Consider the following 15306-nt stretch of genomic DNA (forward strand, 5'->3'; position numbering starts at 1 on the left):
GATCTGGAGGAGACCCCATGACGCCCGATATCCGCCCGCTCGTCGCCGGCAACTGGAAGATGAATGGAACCCGCGCGTCTCTCGATCAGATCAAGGCAATGGCCGAGGGCGTCAAAGGCGACCTTTCCGCGAGGGTGGACGCCCTGATCTGCCCGCCGGCCACATTGCTTTACGTTGCGACCGCGCTTTGCGACGACAGCCCTTTGATGATCGGGGCTCAGGACTGCCACCAGAAGCAGTCGGGAGCCCATACCGGCGAAGTCTCGGCTGAAATGGTCGCCGATTGTTTCGGCACTCATGTGATCGTCGGCCATTCCGAACGGCGCACCGATCATGGCGAAGGTGACGCACTGGTGCGTGCCAAGGCCGAGGCCGCGCATGGCGCGGATATCGTCGCGATCGTTTGCGTCGGTGAGACGGAACAGGAGCGCAAGGCCGGCCGGACGCTCGACATCCTGAAGCGCCAGCTCGCCGGGAGCCTCCCGGATCAGGCGACGTCCGAAAACACGGTGATCGCCTACGAACCCGTGTGGGCGATCGGCACCGGCCTGACGCCCACCGTGTCCGACGTCGAGGAGGCGCACGCCTTCATGCGCCGCGAGCTCGTCTCGCGCTTCGGCGCGGAAGGCGGCAAGATGCGCATCCTCTATGGAGGTTCCGTCAAGCCCTCGAATGCGAAGGAACTCATGGGCGTTGCCAATGTCGACGGCGCCCTGATCGGCGGCGCGAGCTTGAAAGCGGATGATTTCCTCGCCATCTACAGGGCCTATGAAGAATTGACTGCCTGATTGCCGCGGGACTTGGAATAGCTGGCGGCTTGGTATAAAGAGGCGCCAAATTTGACGCGGCCCCACGGTGAGGCCGGCGCCGTTCGATTCGCATGCCCCGCAGAGGGCAGGACTGGAAGCTGATGCAGACCATACTACTCGTCATCTATCTCATGGTGGTCGTCGCCCTGATCGGCGTCGTTCTCATTCAGCGTTCCGAAGGCGGCGGTCTCGGGATCGGCGGGGGCTCGGGCTTCATGTCTGCGCGTGGCACGGCCAATGCGCTGACCCGAACGACCGCCATTCTGGCCTTCCTTTTCTTCGCCCTGGCGCTGGCGATGGGCATTCTTTCGCGCTACGAGCCGCAGGCGACCGACATTCTCGACCGTATCCCGGGAACGAGCTCGAGCGGCGGCGTTCTCGATTCGCTCGGTGGCGGTCAGACCGCACCGGCCGGCGGAAACACCGAGACTCCGGCCAACGGCAACGGCGCCAACAATGCCGCACCGGCAGGTGGTACTGCCGCGCCTCAGGCCCCGGCAGGTGCCGCGCCTGCCGCTCCGGCTCCCGCAGCCCCGGCTGCTGGCGCCAACGGCAATACGGGATCGCAAGTTCCGAGCGGTCAGTAAGGCCGCAAATCAGAAGATCTGCCGGCGGATGGCTTCATCCGCCGGTTTTGTTTTGTGTGAAATCCGCCCTTCCGCACGGAAAATTCTGAAAGATGAATTTTTCGGTGGCGGAATCGTTTGTGAAAAGGTATCCGGTGACTCCCATGGCGCGATATGTATTCATCACTGGCGGCGTGGTCTCCTCCCTCGGAAAAGGCATCGCTGCGGCCGCTCTTGGAGCGTTGCTGCAGGCGCGTGGCTACCGTGTGAGGCTGCGCAAGCTCGATCCCTATCTGAACGTCGATCCGGGCACCATGAGCCCCACCCAGCACGGCGAGGTGTTCGTCACCGACGACGGCGCGGAGACGGACCTCGATCTCGGGCACTACGAGCGTTTCACGGGCCGCTCGGCGACCAAGACCGACAACATCACCACGGGGCGGATCTACAAGAACATTATCGACAAGGAGCGGCGTGGCGACTATCTCGGCGCGACGGTCCAGGTGATTCCGCACGTCACAAATGAAATCAAGAACTTCGTCACCGAAGGCAATGAGGACTACGATTTCGTTATCTGCGAAATCGGCGGCACCGTCGGCGATATCGAGGCGATGCCTTTCATGGAGGCGATCCGCCAACTCGGCAACGACCTCCCGCGCGGCACCGCCGTCTATGTCCATTTGACGCTGATGCCCTACATTCCGGCCGCGGGCGAGCTGAAGACGAAGCCGACCCAGCACTCCGTGAAAGAACTGCAGGCGCTCGGCATTCACCCGGATATCCTGCTCGTGCGCGCCGACCGCGAAATTCCGGAAGCGGAACGCCGCAAGCTGTCGCTCTTCTGCAATGTCCGCCAGTCCGCGGTCATCCAGGCGCTCGACGTCGCTTCGATCTATGACGTGCCGATCGCCTATCACAAGGAAGGGCTCGACAACGAAGTGCTTGCCGCCTTCGGCATAGAGCCGGCGCCGAAGCCGCGCATGGAAGCCTGGGAAGACGTGGCGCACCGGATCCGCACCCCGGAAGGCGAGGTGACGATCGCGATCGTCGGAAAATATACCGGCCTGAAGGATGCCTATAAGTCGCTGATCGAGGCGCTCTACCATGGCGGCATCGCCAATCGCGTCAAGGTCAAGCTCGAGTGGATCGAGTCCGAGGTCTTCGAAAAGGAGGACCCGGCGCCCTATCTGGAAAAGGTCCACGGTATTCTCGTTCCGGGCGGCTTCGGCGAACGCGGCTCGGAAGGCAAGATCAATGCGGCGCGCTTCGCCCGCGAGCGTAAGGTGCCCTATTTCGGCATCTGCTTCGGCATGCAGATGGCCGTCGTCGAAGCGGCGCGCAATCTCGCCGGTATCGAAAAGGCGTCCTCGACGGAGTTCGGCCCGACCAAGGAGCCGGTCGTCGGCCTGATGACCGAGTGGGTGAAGGGCAATGAACTCGAGAAGCGGTCCGCCGCGGGCGATCTCGGCGGCACCATGCGCCTCGGCGCCTATCGCGCCGCCTTGAAGCCCGACACCAAGATCGCCGCGATCTATGGGTCGCCCGATATTTCCGAGCGTCATCGCCACCGCTACGAGGTCAATGTAGATTATAAGAGCCGCCTGGAATCCTGCGGCCTGGTCTTCTCCGGCATGTCCCCGGATGGCGTTCTGCCGGAGACGATCGAGTATCCCGACCATCCCTGGTTCATCGGCGTTCAGTACCATCCGGAACTGAAGTCGCGTCCACTCGATCCGCACCCGCTCTTTTCGAGCTTCATCGAGGCAGCGCTCGAACAGTCCCGGCTCGTGTAGCCGGGTCACCGAACGGGCAATCACTTCTGCGGCCGCCTGCAAGAGGCGGCCGTTCGCATTTCCGGTCACGGTTCCGGGCGCCCGCCGCCGCGCTTGCAATCGGCGGTCAAAAGTTGCAAACAGCGGCAAACCGGTCATCAGGGAATCCGCCATGAGCCAATCCAAGCGAACCGCCCGCCCGCTCGATCATCTCGTGCTGCCGGTGGCCGATCTCGCGCGGACGAGGCAGCGCCTGGCGGCGCTCGGCTTCACGGTTGCCGATGAGGCGCGCCACCCGTTCGGCACCGCGAATGCCTGCGTCTTCTTCTCGGATAACACCTATCTGGAGCCGCTCGCCGTCGCTTCGCGGGAGGAATGCGAGGCAGCCGCGCTTGAAGGCAACGCCTTCGTGGCGCGTGACCAGGCTTTTCGCTTTCGCCAGGGGGCCGAGGGTCTGTCGGCCGTCGTGCTCGGGACGCCGGACGCTGCCGAAGATCACATCCGGTTCCGCTCCCGCGGCATCTCCGGCGGCGAAATGCTCGAATTCTCACGGCCTTTGCGGCTGCCCGACGGGCGCGAAGGGCTCGGTTCGTTTCGGCTTTCCTTTGCAGCGGACCTGCGTTCGCCGGACTTTTTCCTTTTTGCCTGTCAACGCCTGCGTGCGCTGCCGGTCGACAGCAGCTCGCTTCACCGCCATGGAAACGGCGTGCTCGGCATTGCCGAGGTCGTGCTTTCGGAGCAGAACCCGACGGATTTCCAGTATCTTCTGCAGGAAGCCGTGGACGAGCGCGAGGTCTCGGCCCATTCCTTCGGCATGGACATCCAGTCAGGCAGTGCCAAAATCAGCGTCCTGACCCCGGCCGGCGTGCAGGCATTCTTCGGTCGCTCAATCGAGGGTGCAGAGCGCGGCTTGCGGGGTCGCGCCGTGGTCTTCCACGTGAGCGACCTGGAGGCCACGCGGGCGCTGTTTGCGCAGAACGATATCGAATTCGCAGAAATGGGCGGACGCCTCATCGTTCCGGAAGCGCCGGGGCAGGGTGTAATCTTCGCCTTTGGAGGATGATGATGGAAACCAATTCAAGAGTCGTCGTCGGCGAAGGTGCCGGCCAGGTGGTGTTCTCGCAGAAGGAACGGCTGACACTGATCGCCGGACCGTGCCAGATGGAGAGCCGCGAACACGCCTTCATGATTGCGGGGGAGCTCGTCGAACTCTGCAAATCGCTCGGGCTCGGACTCGTTTATAAATCTTCGTTCGACAAGGCGAACCGCACCTCGCTCGCCGGCAAGCGCGGCATCGGGCTCGACAAGGCGATGGAGGTCTTCGCAGACCTCAAGCGGGAGTTCGGCTTTCCGGTCCTGACCGACATCCACACGGAAGAGCAATGCGCTGCCGTGGCCGAGATCGTCGACATCCTGCAGATCCCGGCCTTTCTGTCACGGCAGACGGATCTGCTCGTCGCCGCCGCGAAAACGGGGCGGGCGATCAACGTAAAGAAGGGCCAGTTCCTCGCCCCTTGGGACATGAAGAACGTCCTTGCCAAGTTCACCGAGAGCGGCAACCCGAACGTGCTTCTCTGCGAGCGCGGCGCTTCCTTCGGCTATAATACGCTGGTCTCCGACATGCGCTCGCTGCCGATCATGGCGGCACTCGGCGCTCCGGTGGTCTTCGATGCGACCCATTCCGTGCAGCAGCCGGGCGGCCAGGGAGGCTCCACGGGCGGCCAGCGTGAGTTCGTCGAGACATTGGCGCGCGCGGCCGTCGCCGTCGGTGTCGCCGGTGTCTTCGTAGAGACCCACGAGGATCCCGACAACGCGCCTTCCGACGGTCCGAACATGGTGCCGCTGAAGGACATGCCGCGGCTGCTTGAAAAGCTGCTGGCCTTCGACGCCGTTGCGAAAGCGTGAGCCCCGGCGTCCCGCTTCGTGAATTTTTCATGAAGCGGGCCGGCGGCCGGATTTTGCGGTCCCGGCGCCATTGTAATTTCGGGGCCGTGAATTAAGACAGGCCGACCATTATCATCGTCCATAAGGGAAGAGATCATGACTGCAATCATCGACATCATCGGCCGAGAGATACTCGACAGCCGCGGCAACCCGACCGTCGAGGTCGATGTCCATCTCGAGGATGGCAGTTTCGGTCGCGCGGCGGTTCCCTCGGGCGCCTCCACCGGTGCGCATGAAGCCGTCGAACTGCGCGATGGCGGCACGCGTTACCTCGGCAAGGGCGTTGAACGCGCCGTCGATGCGGTGAACGGCGAGATATTCGAAGCGATCGGCGGCCTCGACGCTGAAAACCAGATTCAGATCGATCGTACCATGATCGAGCTCGACGGCACGCCGAACAAGTCGCGCCTCGGCGCCAACGCGATTCTCGGCGTTTCGCTCGCCGTCGCCAAGGCCGCCGCGGAAGCCTCCGGCCTGCCGCTCTATCGTTATGTCGGCGGCCCGAATGCGCATCTTCTGCCCGTTCCGATGATGAACATCATCAATGGCGGCGCTCACGCCGACAATCCGATCGACTTCCAGGAATTCATGATCATGCCCGTCGGCGCCGAGACCCTGAAGGACGCCGTCCGTATGGGTTCGGAAGTCTTCCACACGCTGAAGAAGCAGCTTGCCGCGGACGGCCACAACACCAATGTCGGCGACGAAGGCGGCTTCGCGCCGGGCCTCGCTTCCGCGCCGGCAGCCCTGGACTTCATCATGAAGTCGATCGAGAAGGCCGGCTACAAACCGGGCGAGGACATGTATGTCGCTCTCGACTGCGCTTCGACCGAATTCTTCAAGGACGGCAAGTACGTCCTCGAGGGTGAGGGCCGTACGCTGGAGCCGGGCGCCATGGCCGAGTATCTCGCCGAGCTCGCCGGCAAATATCCGATCATCTCGATAGAGGACGGCATGGCTGAAGACGATTGGGACGGCTGGAAATCCTTGACCGACCTCGTCGGCAACAAGTGCCAGCTCGTCGGCGACGACCTGTTCGTCACCAATTCTGCGCGCCTGCGCGACGGCATCAAGATGGGCGTCGCGAACTCCATCCTCGTCAAGGTCAACCAGATCGGGTCGCTTTCGGAAACGCTCGACGCGGTCGAGACCGCCCACAAGGCGCGTTACACCGCCGTGATGTCGCACCGCTCCGGCGAGACCGAGGACTCGACGATTGCCGACCTCGCGGTCGCCACCAATTGCGGTCAGATCAAGACCGGCTCGCTCGCACGTTCCGACCGGCTCGCCAAGTACAACCAGCTGATCCGTATCGAAGAGCAGCTCGGCCCGCAGGCGCAATATGCCGGCCGCTCCGTGTTGCGCGGTTGATTGAAAGGCGGGGGCATCTGATCCTCTCGCGGGACGATTGGCCTGGGGCATACGATAAACGGTTTGACCGTCGCATGCCCCGAAACTGCCACGGGTTCTCCCCCCTTGTGGGGGAGACGACAAGCGGCCTGACCAGCCGGCTTCTCTCCGTAGCAACTGTTCCCGCCAGAGGAGCAGCCCTGGCCCTTTGACGGCGAGAAGGGAAAAGCGGCGGCGCTACGAGTCTCCTTCGCCCCGCTTGCGAGCCGACCGCTCCGTCCTCCGAGTTCTCTTTCCATTCGCAAATTGTTTATGGTCAACCGTCGGTTAATCAATCGACGCTAGTCTTCATCTTCGTACTGCGTATTGGAGCGGGCGCGGGACAATGGTTTGCAGTATCTCCTGCAGCCCGCGCCAACTCAATTCAGGGCATGAGCGATGTGGACACGGCATCACAAGAAGCGGCGACTGGGGCGATTGGTGGTGCCGTTGCTGGCGGTCGCCTTCCTTTCCTATTTCGGCTATCATTCGATCCATGGCGGTTATGGTCTGGAGGCGACGAAGGAGTTTGACCGTCAGATTGCCGAGCGGCAGGCACGGCTGGACGAGCTCACTCAGACGCGAAAAATCCTGGAAAAGGAAGTCGAGCTGATGAGCGACGGTTCGCTCGAGAGAGACATGCTGGATGAGAAGGCTCGCCTCGCGCTCAACATGTCGCGCAGCGACGAGATCGTTATTTTCCACCATTCCGAGGATTAACCTGAAATAGGTTAATCTAAAAATCGCGTTATATATCAATGCGTTGACGCGAATAATAGCCATGCAAATATAGCATTGCTGCCGCGCTTTTCTTTCCCTATGGTAGCCGCCAAAGGCTAACCATTGGGAGGAACGAATGGCTCCGCGAAAATCCGCGTCCGTTTCCAGCCGCAAGACCGCTGCCAAGCCGGCCAAGAAAGATTTTGCCGGCGGCACGATCGCCGAATTCTCCAAGGAAGACGATCTCAAGGCCTACCGCGAAATGCTGTTGATCCGGCGTTTCGAGGAAAAGGCCGGCCAGCTTTACGGCATGGGATTCATCGGTGGTTTCTGTCACCTCTATATCGGCCAGGAAGCCGTCGTTGTCGGAATGCAGCTGGCGCTGAAAGAGGGCGACCAGGTCATCACCGGCTATCGCGACCATGGCCACATGCTCGCCTGCGGCATGAGTGCGCGCGGCGTGATGGCGGAGCTCACCGGTCGCCGTGGAGGCCTTTCCAAGGGGAAAGGCGGCTCGATGCACATGTTCTCCAAGGAGAAGCACTTCTATGGGGGCCACGGCATCGTCGGTGCGCAGGTCTCGCTGGGGACCGGCCTCGCTTTCGCCAACAGGTATCGCGGCAACGACAATGTAAGCCTCGCCTATTTCGGCGACGGTGCGGCGAACCAGGGTCAGGTCTATGAGAGCTTCAACATGGCCGCTCTCTGGAAGCTGCCGGTGATCTACATCGTCGAGAACAACCGTTATGCCATGGGTACCTCCGTGTCGCGGGCATCGGCACAGACCGATTTCTCCCAGCGCGGCGCTTCCTTCGGCATTCCCGGCTATCAGGTCGACGGCATGGATGTCCGCGCCGTCAAGGCCGCTGCCGACGAGGCGGTCGAACATTGCCGTTCCGGCAAGGGCCCGATCATCCTCGAAATGCTGACCTACCGCTATCGCGGCCATTCGATGTCCGATCCGGCGAAGTATCGCTCGAAGGACGAAGTGCAGAAGATGCGTTCGGAGCATGATCCGATCGAGCAGGTGAAGGCCCGTCTGACGGATAAAGGCTGGGCCACCGAGGACGAACTGAAGCAGATCGACAAGGAGGTTCGCGACATCGTGGCGGACAGTGCCGATTTCGCCCAGTCTGATCCGGAGCCGGATGTCTCCGAGCTCTACACCGATATCCTGCTTTGATCCGGGGAGGGACAAATATGCCTGTAGAAATCCTTATGCCTGCCCTTTCCCCGACTATGGAGGAAGGCACGCTCTCCAAGTGGCTGAAGAACGAGGGGGACAAGGTGTCCTCCGGCGACGTCATCGCGGAAATCGAAACCGACAAGGCCACGATGGAAGTGGAAGCGGTAGACGAAGGCACGATCGGCAAGCTGCTGATTGCAGCCGGCACCGAGGGTGTGAAGGTGAACACGCCGATCGCCGTGCTGTTGCAGGATGGCGAAGCCGCAAGCGACATCGATTCCATGAAGGCCGAAGCCCCGAAAGCGGAAGCCCCGAAGCCGGCCGAGGCGGAAGCGCCGGCTGCTTCCGCGGCGCCAGTCGCGGCGCAGCCCAAGGCGGTTCCTTCCGACGCGGCAATCCCGGCCGGAACCGAAATGGTGACGATGACCGTCCGCGAAGCGCTTCGCGACGCGATGGCCGAAGAGATGCGCGCCAATGAGGACGTCTTCGTCATGGGCGAAGAGGTCGCCGAATACCAGGGCGCCTACAAGGTCACGCAGGGCCTGTTGCAGGAATTCGGTGCGCGCCGCGTGGTCGACACGCCGATCACCGAACATGGCTTTGCCGGCGTCGGCGTCGGCGCGGCGATGACGGGTCTGCGCCCGATCGTCGAGTTCATGACCTTCAACTTCGCCATGCAGGCGATCGACCAGATCATCAACTCGGCCGCCAAGACGCTCTATATGTCCGGCGGCCAGATGGGCGCGCCGATCGTCTTCCGCGGGCCGAGCGGTGCTGCTGCCCGCGTCGCCGCGCAGCACTCCCAATGCTATGCCGCCTGGTACAGCCACATTCCGGGCCTGAAGGTCGTCATGCCCTATACGGCGGCAGACGCGAAGGGGCTGCTCAAGGCAGCCATCCGCGATCCGAACCCGGTGATCTTCCTCGAAAACGAGATCCTTTACGGCCAGTCATTCGAAGTTCCGAAGCTCGACGATTTCGTGCTGCCGATCGGTAAGGCCCGCATTCATCGTGCCGGCAAGGACGCGACGCTCGTCTCCTTCGGCATCGGCATGACCTATGCGATCAAGGCCGCGGCGGAACTCGAGGCGCAGGGTATCGACGTCGAGATCATCGACCTTCGCACGATCCGTCCGATGGACCTGCCGACCGTCATCGAATCCGTCAAGAAGACCGGCCGCCTGGTTACCGTCGAGGAAGGCTATCCTCAATCCTCCGTCGGCACCGAGATCGCCACCCGCGTCATGCAGCAGGCCTTCGACTATCTCGATGCGCCGATCCTGACGATCGCCGGCAAGGACGTGCCGATGCCTTATGCGGCCAACCTTGAAAAGCTTGCTCTGCCGAATGTCGCGGAAGTCGTCGATGCGGTGAAAGCCGTCTGCTACAAATAAAGGGGGTCGTTCGATGCCAATCAACATCACCATGCCGGCCCTCTCTCCGACCATGGAAGAAGGCAATCTGGCCAAATGGCTGGTCAAGGAAGGCGACAAGGTCAAGTCCGGCGATGTGATCGCCGAGATCGAGACCGACAAGGCGACGATGGAAGTGGAAGCCGTCGACGAGGGCACGGTCGCCAAGATCGTCGTTCCCGCCGGCACTGAAGGCGTCAAGGTCAATGCGCTGATCGCGGTTCTCGCCGGCGAGGGCGAAGACGTCGCGACTGCCGCCAAGGGCGGCAACGGTGCAGCGGGAGCAGCCCCGGCACCGAAGCCGCAGGAAACAGGCGAAACGGCACCGGCCGCAGCGCCGGCACCGCAGGCTGCTGCTCCGGCTTCTCCTGCACCCGCCGCCGACGGCGAAGGCAAGCGGATCTTTTCGTCGCCGCTGGCCCGCCGCATCGCTAAGGAGGCAGGCATCGACCTTTCGGCGATCGCCGGTTCCGGACCGCATGGCCGCGTCGTCAAGAAGGACGTCGAGGCAGCCGTTTCCGGCGGCGCAGCCAAGCCCGCCGCCGCGCCGGCAGCAGCTCCGGCCCCGGCGACGCTCGCAAAGGGCATGTCGGAGGATGCCGTCCTCAAGCTCTTCGAGCCGGGCTCCTACGAACTCGTGCCGCATGACGGCATGCGCAAGACGATCGCCAAACGCCTTGTCGAATCGAAGCAGACGATCCCGCATTTCTATGTTTCGGTCGATTGCGAGCTCGACGCGCTTCTGGCGCTGCGCGCCCAGCTGAATGCCGCAGCACCTGAAAAGGACGGTAAGCCGGTCTACAAGCTTTCCGTGAATGACATGGTGATCAAGGCGCTTGCTCTGGCATTGCGCGACGTTCCGGATGCGAATGTGTCCTGGACCGATCAGAACATGGTCAAGCACAAGCACGCGGACGTCGGCGTCGCTGTTTCCATTCCCGGCGGCCTGATCACGCCGATCGTCCGCCAGGCGGAGTTGAAAAGCCTCTCGGCGATCTCCAACGAGATGAAGGATCTCGGCAAGCGAGCCAAGGAGCGCAAGCTGAAGCCGGAAGAATATCAGGGCGGCACCACGGCCGTTTCGAATATGGGCATGATGGGCGTCAAGGACTTCGCCGCCGTCGTCAATCCGCCCCACGCGACGATCCTCGCGGTCGGCGCCGGCGAGGACCGTGTCGTCGTCAAGAACAAGGAGATGGTCATCGCCAATGTGATGACCGTTACGCTTTCGACCGACCATCGCTGCGTCGATGGCGCGCTCGGCGCCGAACTGCTCGCCGCCTTCAAGCGCTACATCGAAAACCCGATGGGCATGCTCGTCTGATGCGATCCGGACCGGCTTCCCAGCCGGTCCTTTCCCCATGAAAAGCGAGTAGGCAGATGAAGACAGTCCTTTGCTACGGTGACAGTCTGACCTGGGGATACGATGCAAGTGGTTCCGGCCGGCATGCGCTGGAGGACCGCTGGCCGAGCGTGCTGCAGAATGCGCTCGGTTCGAATGTGCATGTCGTCGCCGAAGGGCTGAACGGGCGGACGACCGCCTATGACGACCATCTCGCCGATTGCGACCGGAACGGGGCGCGTGTCCTTCCGACGCTCCTGCACACCCACGCGCCGATCGATCTCATCCTCCTCATGCTCGGCTCGAACGATATGAAGCCGATCATTCACGGCACCGCTTTCGGTGCGGTGAAGGGTATCGAGCGCCTCGTCAATCTGGTGCGCAGGCACGACTGGCCGACGGAAACGGAGGAGGGGCCCGAAATCCTCATCGTCTCGCCGCCGCCGCTCTGCGAAACGGCCAACAGCGCTTTTGCCGCCATGTTCGCGGGTGGGGTCGAGCAATCCGCAATGCTGGCGCCGCTTTATCGCGATCTCGCCGACGAGCTCGACTGCGGCTTCTTCGACGGCGGATCAGTGGCCAGGACGACGCCGATCGACGGTGTCCACCTCGACGCGGAGAACACCCGGGCGGTCGGCAGAGGATTGGAGCCTGTCGTGCGGATGATGCTCGGGCTTTGACGATGACGGCTGGCGCGACCCTCAGGCCTGCGAAGCGAAGCGAGGCAGCGGAACTTGCGATCCTGATCGACATCGCCTCACACGGCTTTGCCTCATGGCTCTGGTACGGCGGCGTTCTGAGCAAATCCGCGGAAACCGCCTTCGAGCATGGCCGCAACGTGCTGCGTCGGGATACCGGGCCGGGTGCCTGGCGCGATGCGGTGGTGGCCGAGATAGGAGACGAGATCGTCGGCATGTCGGTTTCCTACGGCATCGATGCATCGATTCTCGAGATCGAGCCGAAACATCCCGTGCTTGCGCCCTTGCTTTTCCTGCAGAAGCAGGTGGTCGGCCACTGGTTCATCGATAGCCTCGGCGTTTACCGCCATCACCGTGGTAAAGGCATTGGCCGCGCTCTGCTCGAGAACGAGATTTCCCGCGCTGGGCAGGGGCCGGTGAGCCTGATCACCGAAAGCCACAATGAAACGGCGCAGGCGCTCTACAGGATGAACGGCTTCGAGGAGGTGGCGCGGGCCGAGGCCGTGCCGCTCTTCGAAGACAGCAGAAAACACGACTGGGTGCTTTTCACCCGCAACGCCGCTTGACCAAAGGTAGGAAAAACATGGCTGAGAATTACGACGTGATCGTTGTCGGTTCGGGTCCGGGCGGATACGTGACCGCCATTCGTTCGGCGCAGCTGGGCTTGAAGACGGCGATCGTCGAGCGGGAGCATTTGGGCGGGATCTGCCTCAACTGGGGCTGCATTCCGACGAAGGCGCTGTTGCGCTCCGCCGAAATTCTCGACCATGCCAACCATGCCAAGAACTACGGGCTGACCCTCGAAGGCAAGATGACCGCCAACGTCAAGGATGTCGTCGCCCGCTCGCGCGGCGTCTCTGCGCGGCTGAACGGCGGCGTCGCCTTCCTGATGAAGAAGAACAAGGTGGACGTGATCTGGGGCGAGGCGAAGCTCACCAAACCCGGCGAGATCGTCGTCGGCGCGCCGTCCAAGCCGGCCGTCCAGCCGCAGAACCCGGTTCCGAAGGGCGTCAAGGGAGAGGGGACCTATACGGCCAAGCACATCATCGTCGCGACCGGCGCGCGCCCGCGAGCGCTCCCCGGCATCGAGCCGGACGGCAAGCTGATCTGGACCTATTTCGAGGCGATGAAGCCGGAGGAGTTCCCGAAGTCGCTGCTCGTCATGGGCTCCGGCGCGATCGGCATCGAATTCGCGAGCTTCTACCGCTCGATGGGCGTCGACGTGACCGTCGTCGAACTGCTGCCGCAGATCATGCCGGTCGAGGATGCGGAAATTTCCGCCTTGGCCCGTAAGCAGCTCGAAAAGCGCGGCCTGAAAATCATCACCGATGCCAAGGTGACGAAGGTCGAGAAGGGCGCGAACGACGTCACGGCGCTTGTGGAGACGAAGGACGGCAAGGTCACGCCGATCAAGGCGGACCGTCTGATCTCCGCCGTCGGCGTTCAGGGCAACATCGAGAATCTCGGCCTCGAGGCTCTCGGCGTGAAGACCGACCGCGGCTGCATCGTCACCGATGGCTACGGCAAGACCAATGTCGCGGGCATCTATGCGATCGGCGACGTCGCCGGGCCGCCGATGCTGGCCCACAAGGCCGAGCATGAGGGCGTCATCTGCATCGAGAAGATTGCCGGGGTTCCCGGCGTGCACGCACTCGACAAGGGCAAGATCCCGGGCTGCACCTATTGCGACCCGCAGGTCGCCTCCGTGGGCCTTACGGAAGCGAAGGCCAAGGAACTCGGCCGGGACATCCGCGTCGGCCGATACAGCTTCGGCGCAAACGGCAAGGCGATCGCGCTCGGCGAAGACCAGGGCCTGATCAAGACCATCTTCGACAAGAAGACCGGCGAACTCATCGGCGCCCATATGGTAGGCGCCGAAGTGACGGAACTCATCCAGGGCTTCGTCGTCGCCATGAACCTGGAGACGACCGAAGAGGAACTGATGCACACGGTGTTCCCGCACCCGACCCTCTCGGAGATGATGAAGGAAAGCGTGCTCGATGCCTACGGCAGAGTATTGAACGCCTGATGACGCGCGGCCGTCCGGAACTTTCGGCTTTTTCACGCATTGATTGCATGACATCTACAATGCGGGGAGATTCTCATGAGCTTGAATGGCGTAGGTATCCTGGCGGCGATCATCATCGGCGGGCTTGCCGGCTGGCTGGCGGAAAAATTCATGAACAGCCAGATGGGGCTGTTCGCGAACATCATCCTCGGCATTATCGGCGCCGTGGTGTTGAATTTCATTCTCGCGGCGCTCGGCATGGCTTACAGCGGCTGGATCGCCTATCTCATCATCGGATTCATCGGTGCCTGCCTGTTGATCGCAGCGGGCCGCGCCGTCCGAGGGTAGGGCCATTCACCCATCGCTTGCCGTCAGGCTGCCATGCAAATGGTGGCCTGACTTTTCATGTCCGGCCGTTTATATAAGGCGACAAGGTGCGGGCGGCCTTGTTGCCGCTCGCCCGTCACTATGAAGGAAGACACATGGTAACGGTTTTCGACGCCGTCTCGGATCGGGCGCAGCGTGTTCGTCACCCGGAAAAGGCCCACCGGCCCGACACCGAGGTCCTGCGCAAGCCGGACTGGATCCGTGTGAAGGCACCGACCTCCAAGGGATATCAGGAGACCCGCTCGATCGTGAAGAGCCATAAGCTCGTTACGGTCTGCGAGGAAGCCGGGTGCCCGAACATCGGCGAGTGTTGGGACAAGAAGCACGCGACGTTCATGATCATGGGCGAGATCTGCACGCGTGCCTGTGCCTTCTGCAATGTCGCGACGGGCAAGCCCAATGCCCTCGATCTGGACGAGCCCGCAAATGTCGCCAAGGCGGTGAAGCAGATGGGCCTGAGCCATGTCGTCATCACCTCCGTCGATCGCGACGACCTCGACGATGGCGGCGCCGAGCATTTCGAGAAGGTCATCTTCGCGATCCGGGAAGCCTCGCCGGAAACCACGATCGAAATCCTGACGCCCGATTTCCTGCGCAAGCCCGGCGCGCTGGAGCGTGTCGTGGCCGCCAAGCCGGACGTTTTCAACCACAACCTCGAAACGGTTCCGTCCAACTACCTGACGGTCAGACCGGGCGCGCGCTATTTCCACTCGATCCGGCTTCTGCAGCGCGTGAAGGAACTCGACCCCACCATGTTCACCAAGTCGGGGATCATGGTCGGCCTCGGCGAGGAGCGCAACGAAGTGCTGCAGCTGATGGACGACCTGCGTACCGCCGATGTCGATTTCCTGACGATCGGCCAATATCTGCAGCCGAGCCGCAAGCATCACAAGGTCGAGAAATTCGTCACTCCGGAAGAATTCAAGTCCTACGAGACGGTCGCCTACACCAAGGGCTTCCTGATGGTGTCCTCTAGCCCGCTGACCCGCTCGTCCCACCATGCCGGCGACGACTTCGCCCGGCTGAAGGCGGCGCGCGAGAAGAAGCTGGCGGCTGCGGCGGAATAAGTTCCC

The 15306-nt window shown here is 62.5% G+C and carries 15 protein-coding genes; all 15 read left to right on the forward strand.

What is annotated here, in order from left to right:
• Positions 1-17: 17 nt before the first annotated feature.
• The 15 genes from tpiA (at position 18) to lipA (ending at position 15300) form a co-directional block, all read left to right on the forward strand.
• The gene (tpiA, locus tag ACTJKL_RS27510; protein ID WP_100673945.1) at positions 18-788 is read left to right on the forward strand and encodes a triose-phosphate isomerase; all 771 of its coding nucleotides are present in this window, start codon (positions 18-20) and stop codon (positions 786-788) included.
• Positions 789-910: 122 nt separating this feature from the next.
• The gene (gene secG, locus ACTJKL_RS27515) at positions 911-1396 is read left to right on the forward strand and encodes a preprotein translocase subunit SecG (RefSeq protein ID WP_379940944.1); all 486 of its coding nucleotides are present in this window, start codon (positions 911-913) and stop codon (positions 1394-1396) included.
• Positions 1397-1530: 134 nt separating this feature from the next.
• Positions 1531-3168 (forward strand): CTP synthase, encoded by a 1638-nt coding sequence (gene pyrG / locus ACTJKL_RS27520; protein WP_275598119.1) that lies wholly within the window; start codon positions 1531-1533, stop codon positions 3166-3168.
• A gap of 151 nt (positions 3169-3319) precedes the next feature.
• Positions 3320-4210, forward strand: a complete 891-nt coding sequence (locus tag ACTJKL_RS27525) for a VOC family protein (RefSeq protein WP_379940942.1) — start codon at positions 3320-3322, stop codon at positions 4208-4210.
• Positions 4210-5052 (forward strand): 3-deoxy-8-phosphooctulonate synthase, encoded by an 843-nt coding sequence (gene kdsA, locus ACTJKL_RS27530; protein ID WP_198516847.1) that lies wholly within the window; start codon positions 4210-4212, stop codon positions 5050-5052. The genes ACTJKL_RS27525 and kdsA overlap by 1 nt, the downstream gene beginning before the upstream one ends.
• Positions 5053-5187: 135 nt before the next feature.
• Entirely contained in the window at positions 5188-6462 is a 1275-nt protein-coding gene (gene eno / locus ACTJKL_RS27535; RefSeq protein ID WP_010969226.1) for a phosphopyruvate hydratase, read from the forward strand.
• Between the two features lie 417 nt (positions 6463-6879).
• Positions 6880-7200: an FtsB family cell division protein gene (locus ACTJKL_RS27540; protein ID WP_018097812.1), complete on the forward strand. Its 321-nt coding sequence runs from the start codon at positions 6880-6882 to the stop codon at positions 7198-7200.
• Between the two features lie 136 nt (positions 7201-7336).
• Positions 7337-8383: a pyruvate dehydrogenase (acetyl-transferring) E1 component subunit alpha gene (gene pdhA, locus ACTJKL_RS27545; RefSeq protein WP_003535472.1), complete on the forward strand. Its 1047-nt coding sequence runs from the start codon at positions 7337-7339 to the stop codon at positions 8381-8383.
• Between the two features lie 17 nt (positions 8384-8400).
• Positions 8401-9780 (forward strand): pyruvate dehydrogenase complex E1 component subunit beta, encoded by a 1380-nt coding sequence (locus ACTJKL_RS27550; RefSeq protein ID WP_440854314.1) that lies wholly within the window; start codon positions 8401-8403, stop codon positions 9778-9780.
• Positions 9781-9793: 13 nt separating this feature from the next.
• Positions 9794-11122 (forward strand): pyruvate dehydrogenase complex dihydrolipoamide acetyltransferase, encoded by a 1329-nt coding sequence (locus tag ACTJKL_RS27555; protein WP_440854315.1) that lies wholly within the window; start codon positions 9794-9796, stop codon positions 11120-11122.
• Positions 11123-11178: 56 nt separating this feature from the next.
• Positions 11179-11820, forward strand: coding sequence for an SGNH/GDSL hydrolase family protein (locus tag ACTJKL_RS27560; protein ID WP_018097809.1), 642 nt, complete (start codon positions 11179-11181; stop codon positions 11818-11820).
• Positions 11821-11822: 2 nt separating this feature from the next.
• The gene (locus ACTJKL_RS27565; protein WP_411932902.1) at positions 11823-12404 is read left to right on the forward strand and encodes a GNAT family N-acetyltransferase; all 582 of its coding nucleotides are present in this window, start codon (positions 11823-11825) and stop codon (positions 12402-12404) included.
• 17 nt (positions 12405-12421) lie between these two features.
• A complete protein-coding gene (lpdA, locus tag ACTJKL_RS27570; protein ID WP_440854316.1) occupies positions 12422-13867 on the forward strand; it encodes a dihydrolipoyl dehydrogenase in 1446 nt (481 codons plus the stop codon).
• 75 nt (positions 13868-13942) lie between these two features.
• Entirely contained in the window at positions 13943-14194 is a 252-nt protein-coding gene (locus tag ACTJKL_RS27575) for a GlsB/YeaQ/YmgE family stress response membrane protein (protein WP_018097806.1), read from the forward strand.
• Positions 14195-14328: 134 nt separating this feature from the next.
• Positions 14329-15300, forward strand: coding sequence for a lipoyl synthase (lipA, locus tag ACTJKL_RS27580; protein WP_018097805.1), 972 nt, complete (start codon positions 14329-14331; stop codon positions 15298-15300).
• The last annotated feature ends 6 nt before the right edge of the window (positions 15301-15306 follow it).

The sequence above is a fragment of the Sinorhizobium sp. 22678 genome, assembly GCF_052044265.1.
GTDB classification, from domain to species: domain Bacteria; phylum Pseudomonadota; class Alphaproteobacteria; order Rhizobiales; family Rhizobiaceae; genus Sinorhizobium; species Sinorhizobium meliloti_A.

What these genes read in the sequence shown, in the direction of transcription:
- lpdA (WP_440854316.1), top strand. Translation starts at nt 12,422, where the DNA reads ATGGCTGAGAATTACGACGTGATCGTTGTCGGTTCGGGTCCGGGCGGA.
- ACTJKL_RS27575 (WP_018097806.1), top strand. Translation starts at nt 13,943, where the DNA reads ATGAGCTTGAATGGCGTAGGTATCCTGGCGGCGATCATCATCGGCGGG.
- kdsA (WP_198516847.1), top strand. Translation starts at nt 4,210, where the DNA reads ATGATGGAAACCAATTCAAGAGTCGTCGTCGGCGAAGGTGCCGGCCAG.
- tpiA (WP_100673945.1), top strand. Translation starts at nt 18, where the DNA reads ATGACGCCCGATATCCGCCCGCTCGTCGCCGGCAACTGGAAGATGAAT.
- ACTJKL_RS27540 (WP_018097812.1), top strand. Translation starts at nt 6,880, where the DNA reads ATGTGGACACGGCATCACAAGAAGCGGCGACTGGGGCGATTGGTGGTG.
- eno (WP_010969226.1), top strand. Translation starts at nt 5,188, where the DNA reads ATGACTGCAATCATCGACATCATCGGCCGAGAGATACTCGACAGCCGC.
- pdhA (WP_003535472.1), top strand. Translation starts at nt 7,337, where the DNA reads ATGGCTCCGCGAAAATCCGCGTCCGTTTCCAGCCGCAAGACCGCTGCC.
- ACTJKL_RS27555 (WP_440854315.1), top strand. Translation starts at nt 9,794, where the DNA reads ATGCCAATCAACATCACCATGCCGGCCCTCTCTCCGACCATGGAAGAA.
- lipA (WP_018097805.1), top strand. Translation starts at nt 14,329, where the DNA reads ATGGTAACGGTTTTCGACGCCGTCTCGGATCGGGCGCAGCGTGTTCGT.
- ACTJKL_RS27525 (WP_379940942.1), top strand. Translation starts at nt 3,320, where the DNA reads ATGAGCCAATCCAAGCGAACCGCCCGCCCGCTCGATCATCTCGTGCTG.
- ACTJKL_RS27565 (WP_411932902.1), top strand. Translation starts at nt 11,823, where the DNA reads ATGACGGCTGGCGCGACCCTCAGGCCTGCGAAGCGAAGCGAGGCAGCG.
- secG (WP_379940944.1), top strand. Translation starts at nt 911, where the DNA reads ATGCAGACCATACTACTCGTCATCTATCTCATGGTGGTCGTCGCCCTG.
- ACTJKL_RS27550 (WP_440854314.1), top strand. Translation starts at nt 8,401, where the DNA reads ATGCCTGTAGAAATCCTTATGCCTGCCCTTTCCCCGACTATGGAGGAA.
- ACTJKL_RS27560 (WP_018097809.1), top strand. Translation starts at nt 11,179, where the DNA reads ATGAAGACAGTCCTTTGCTACGGTGACAGTCTGACCTGGGGATACGAT.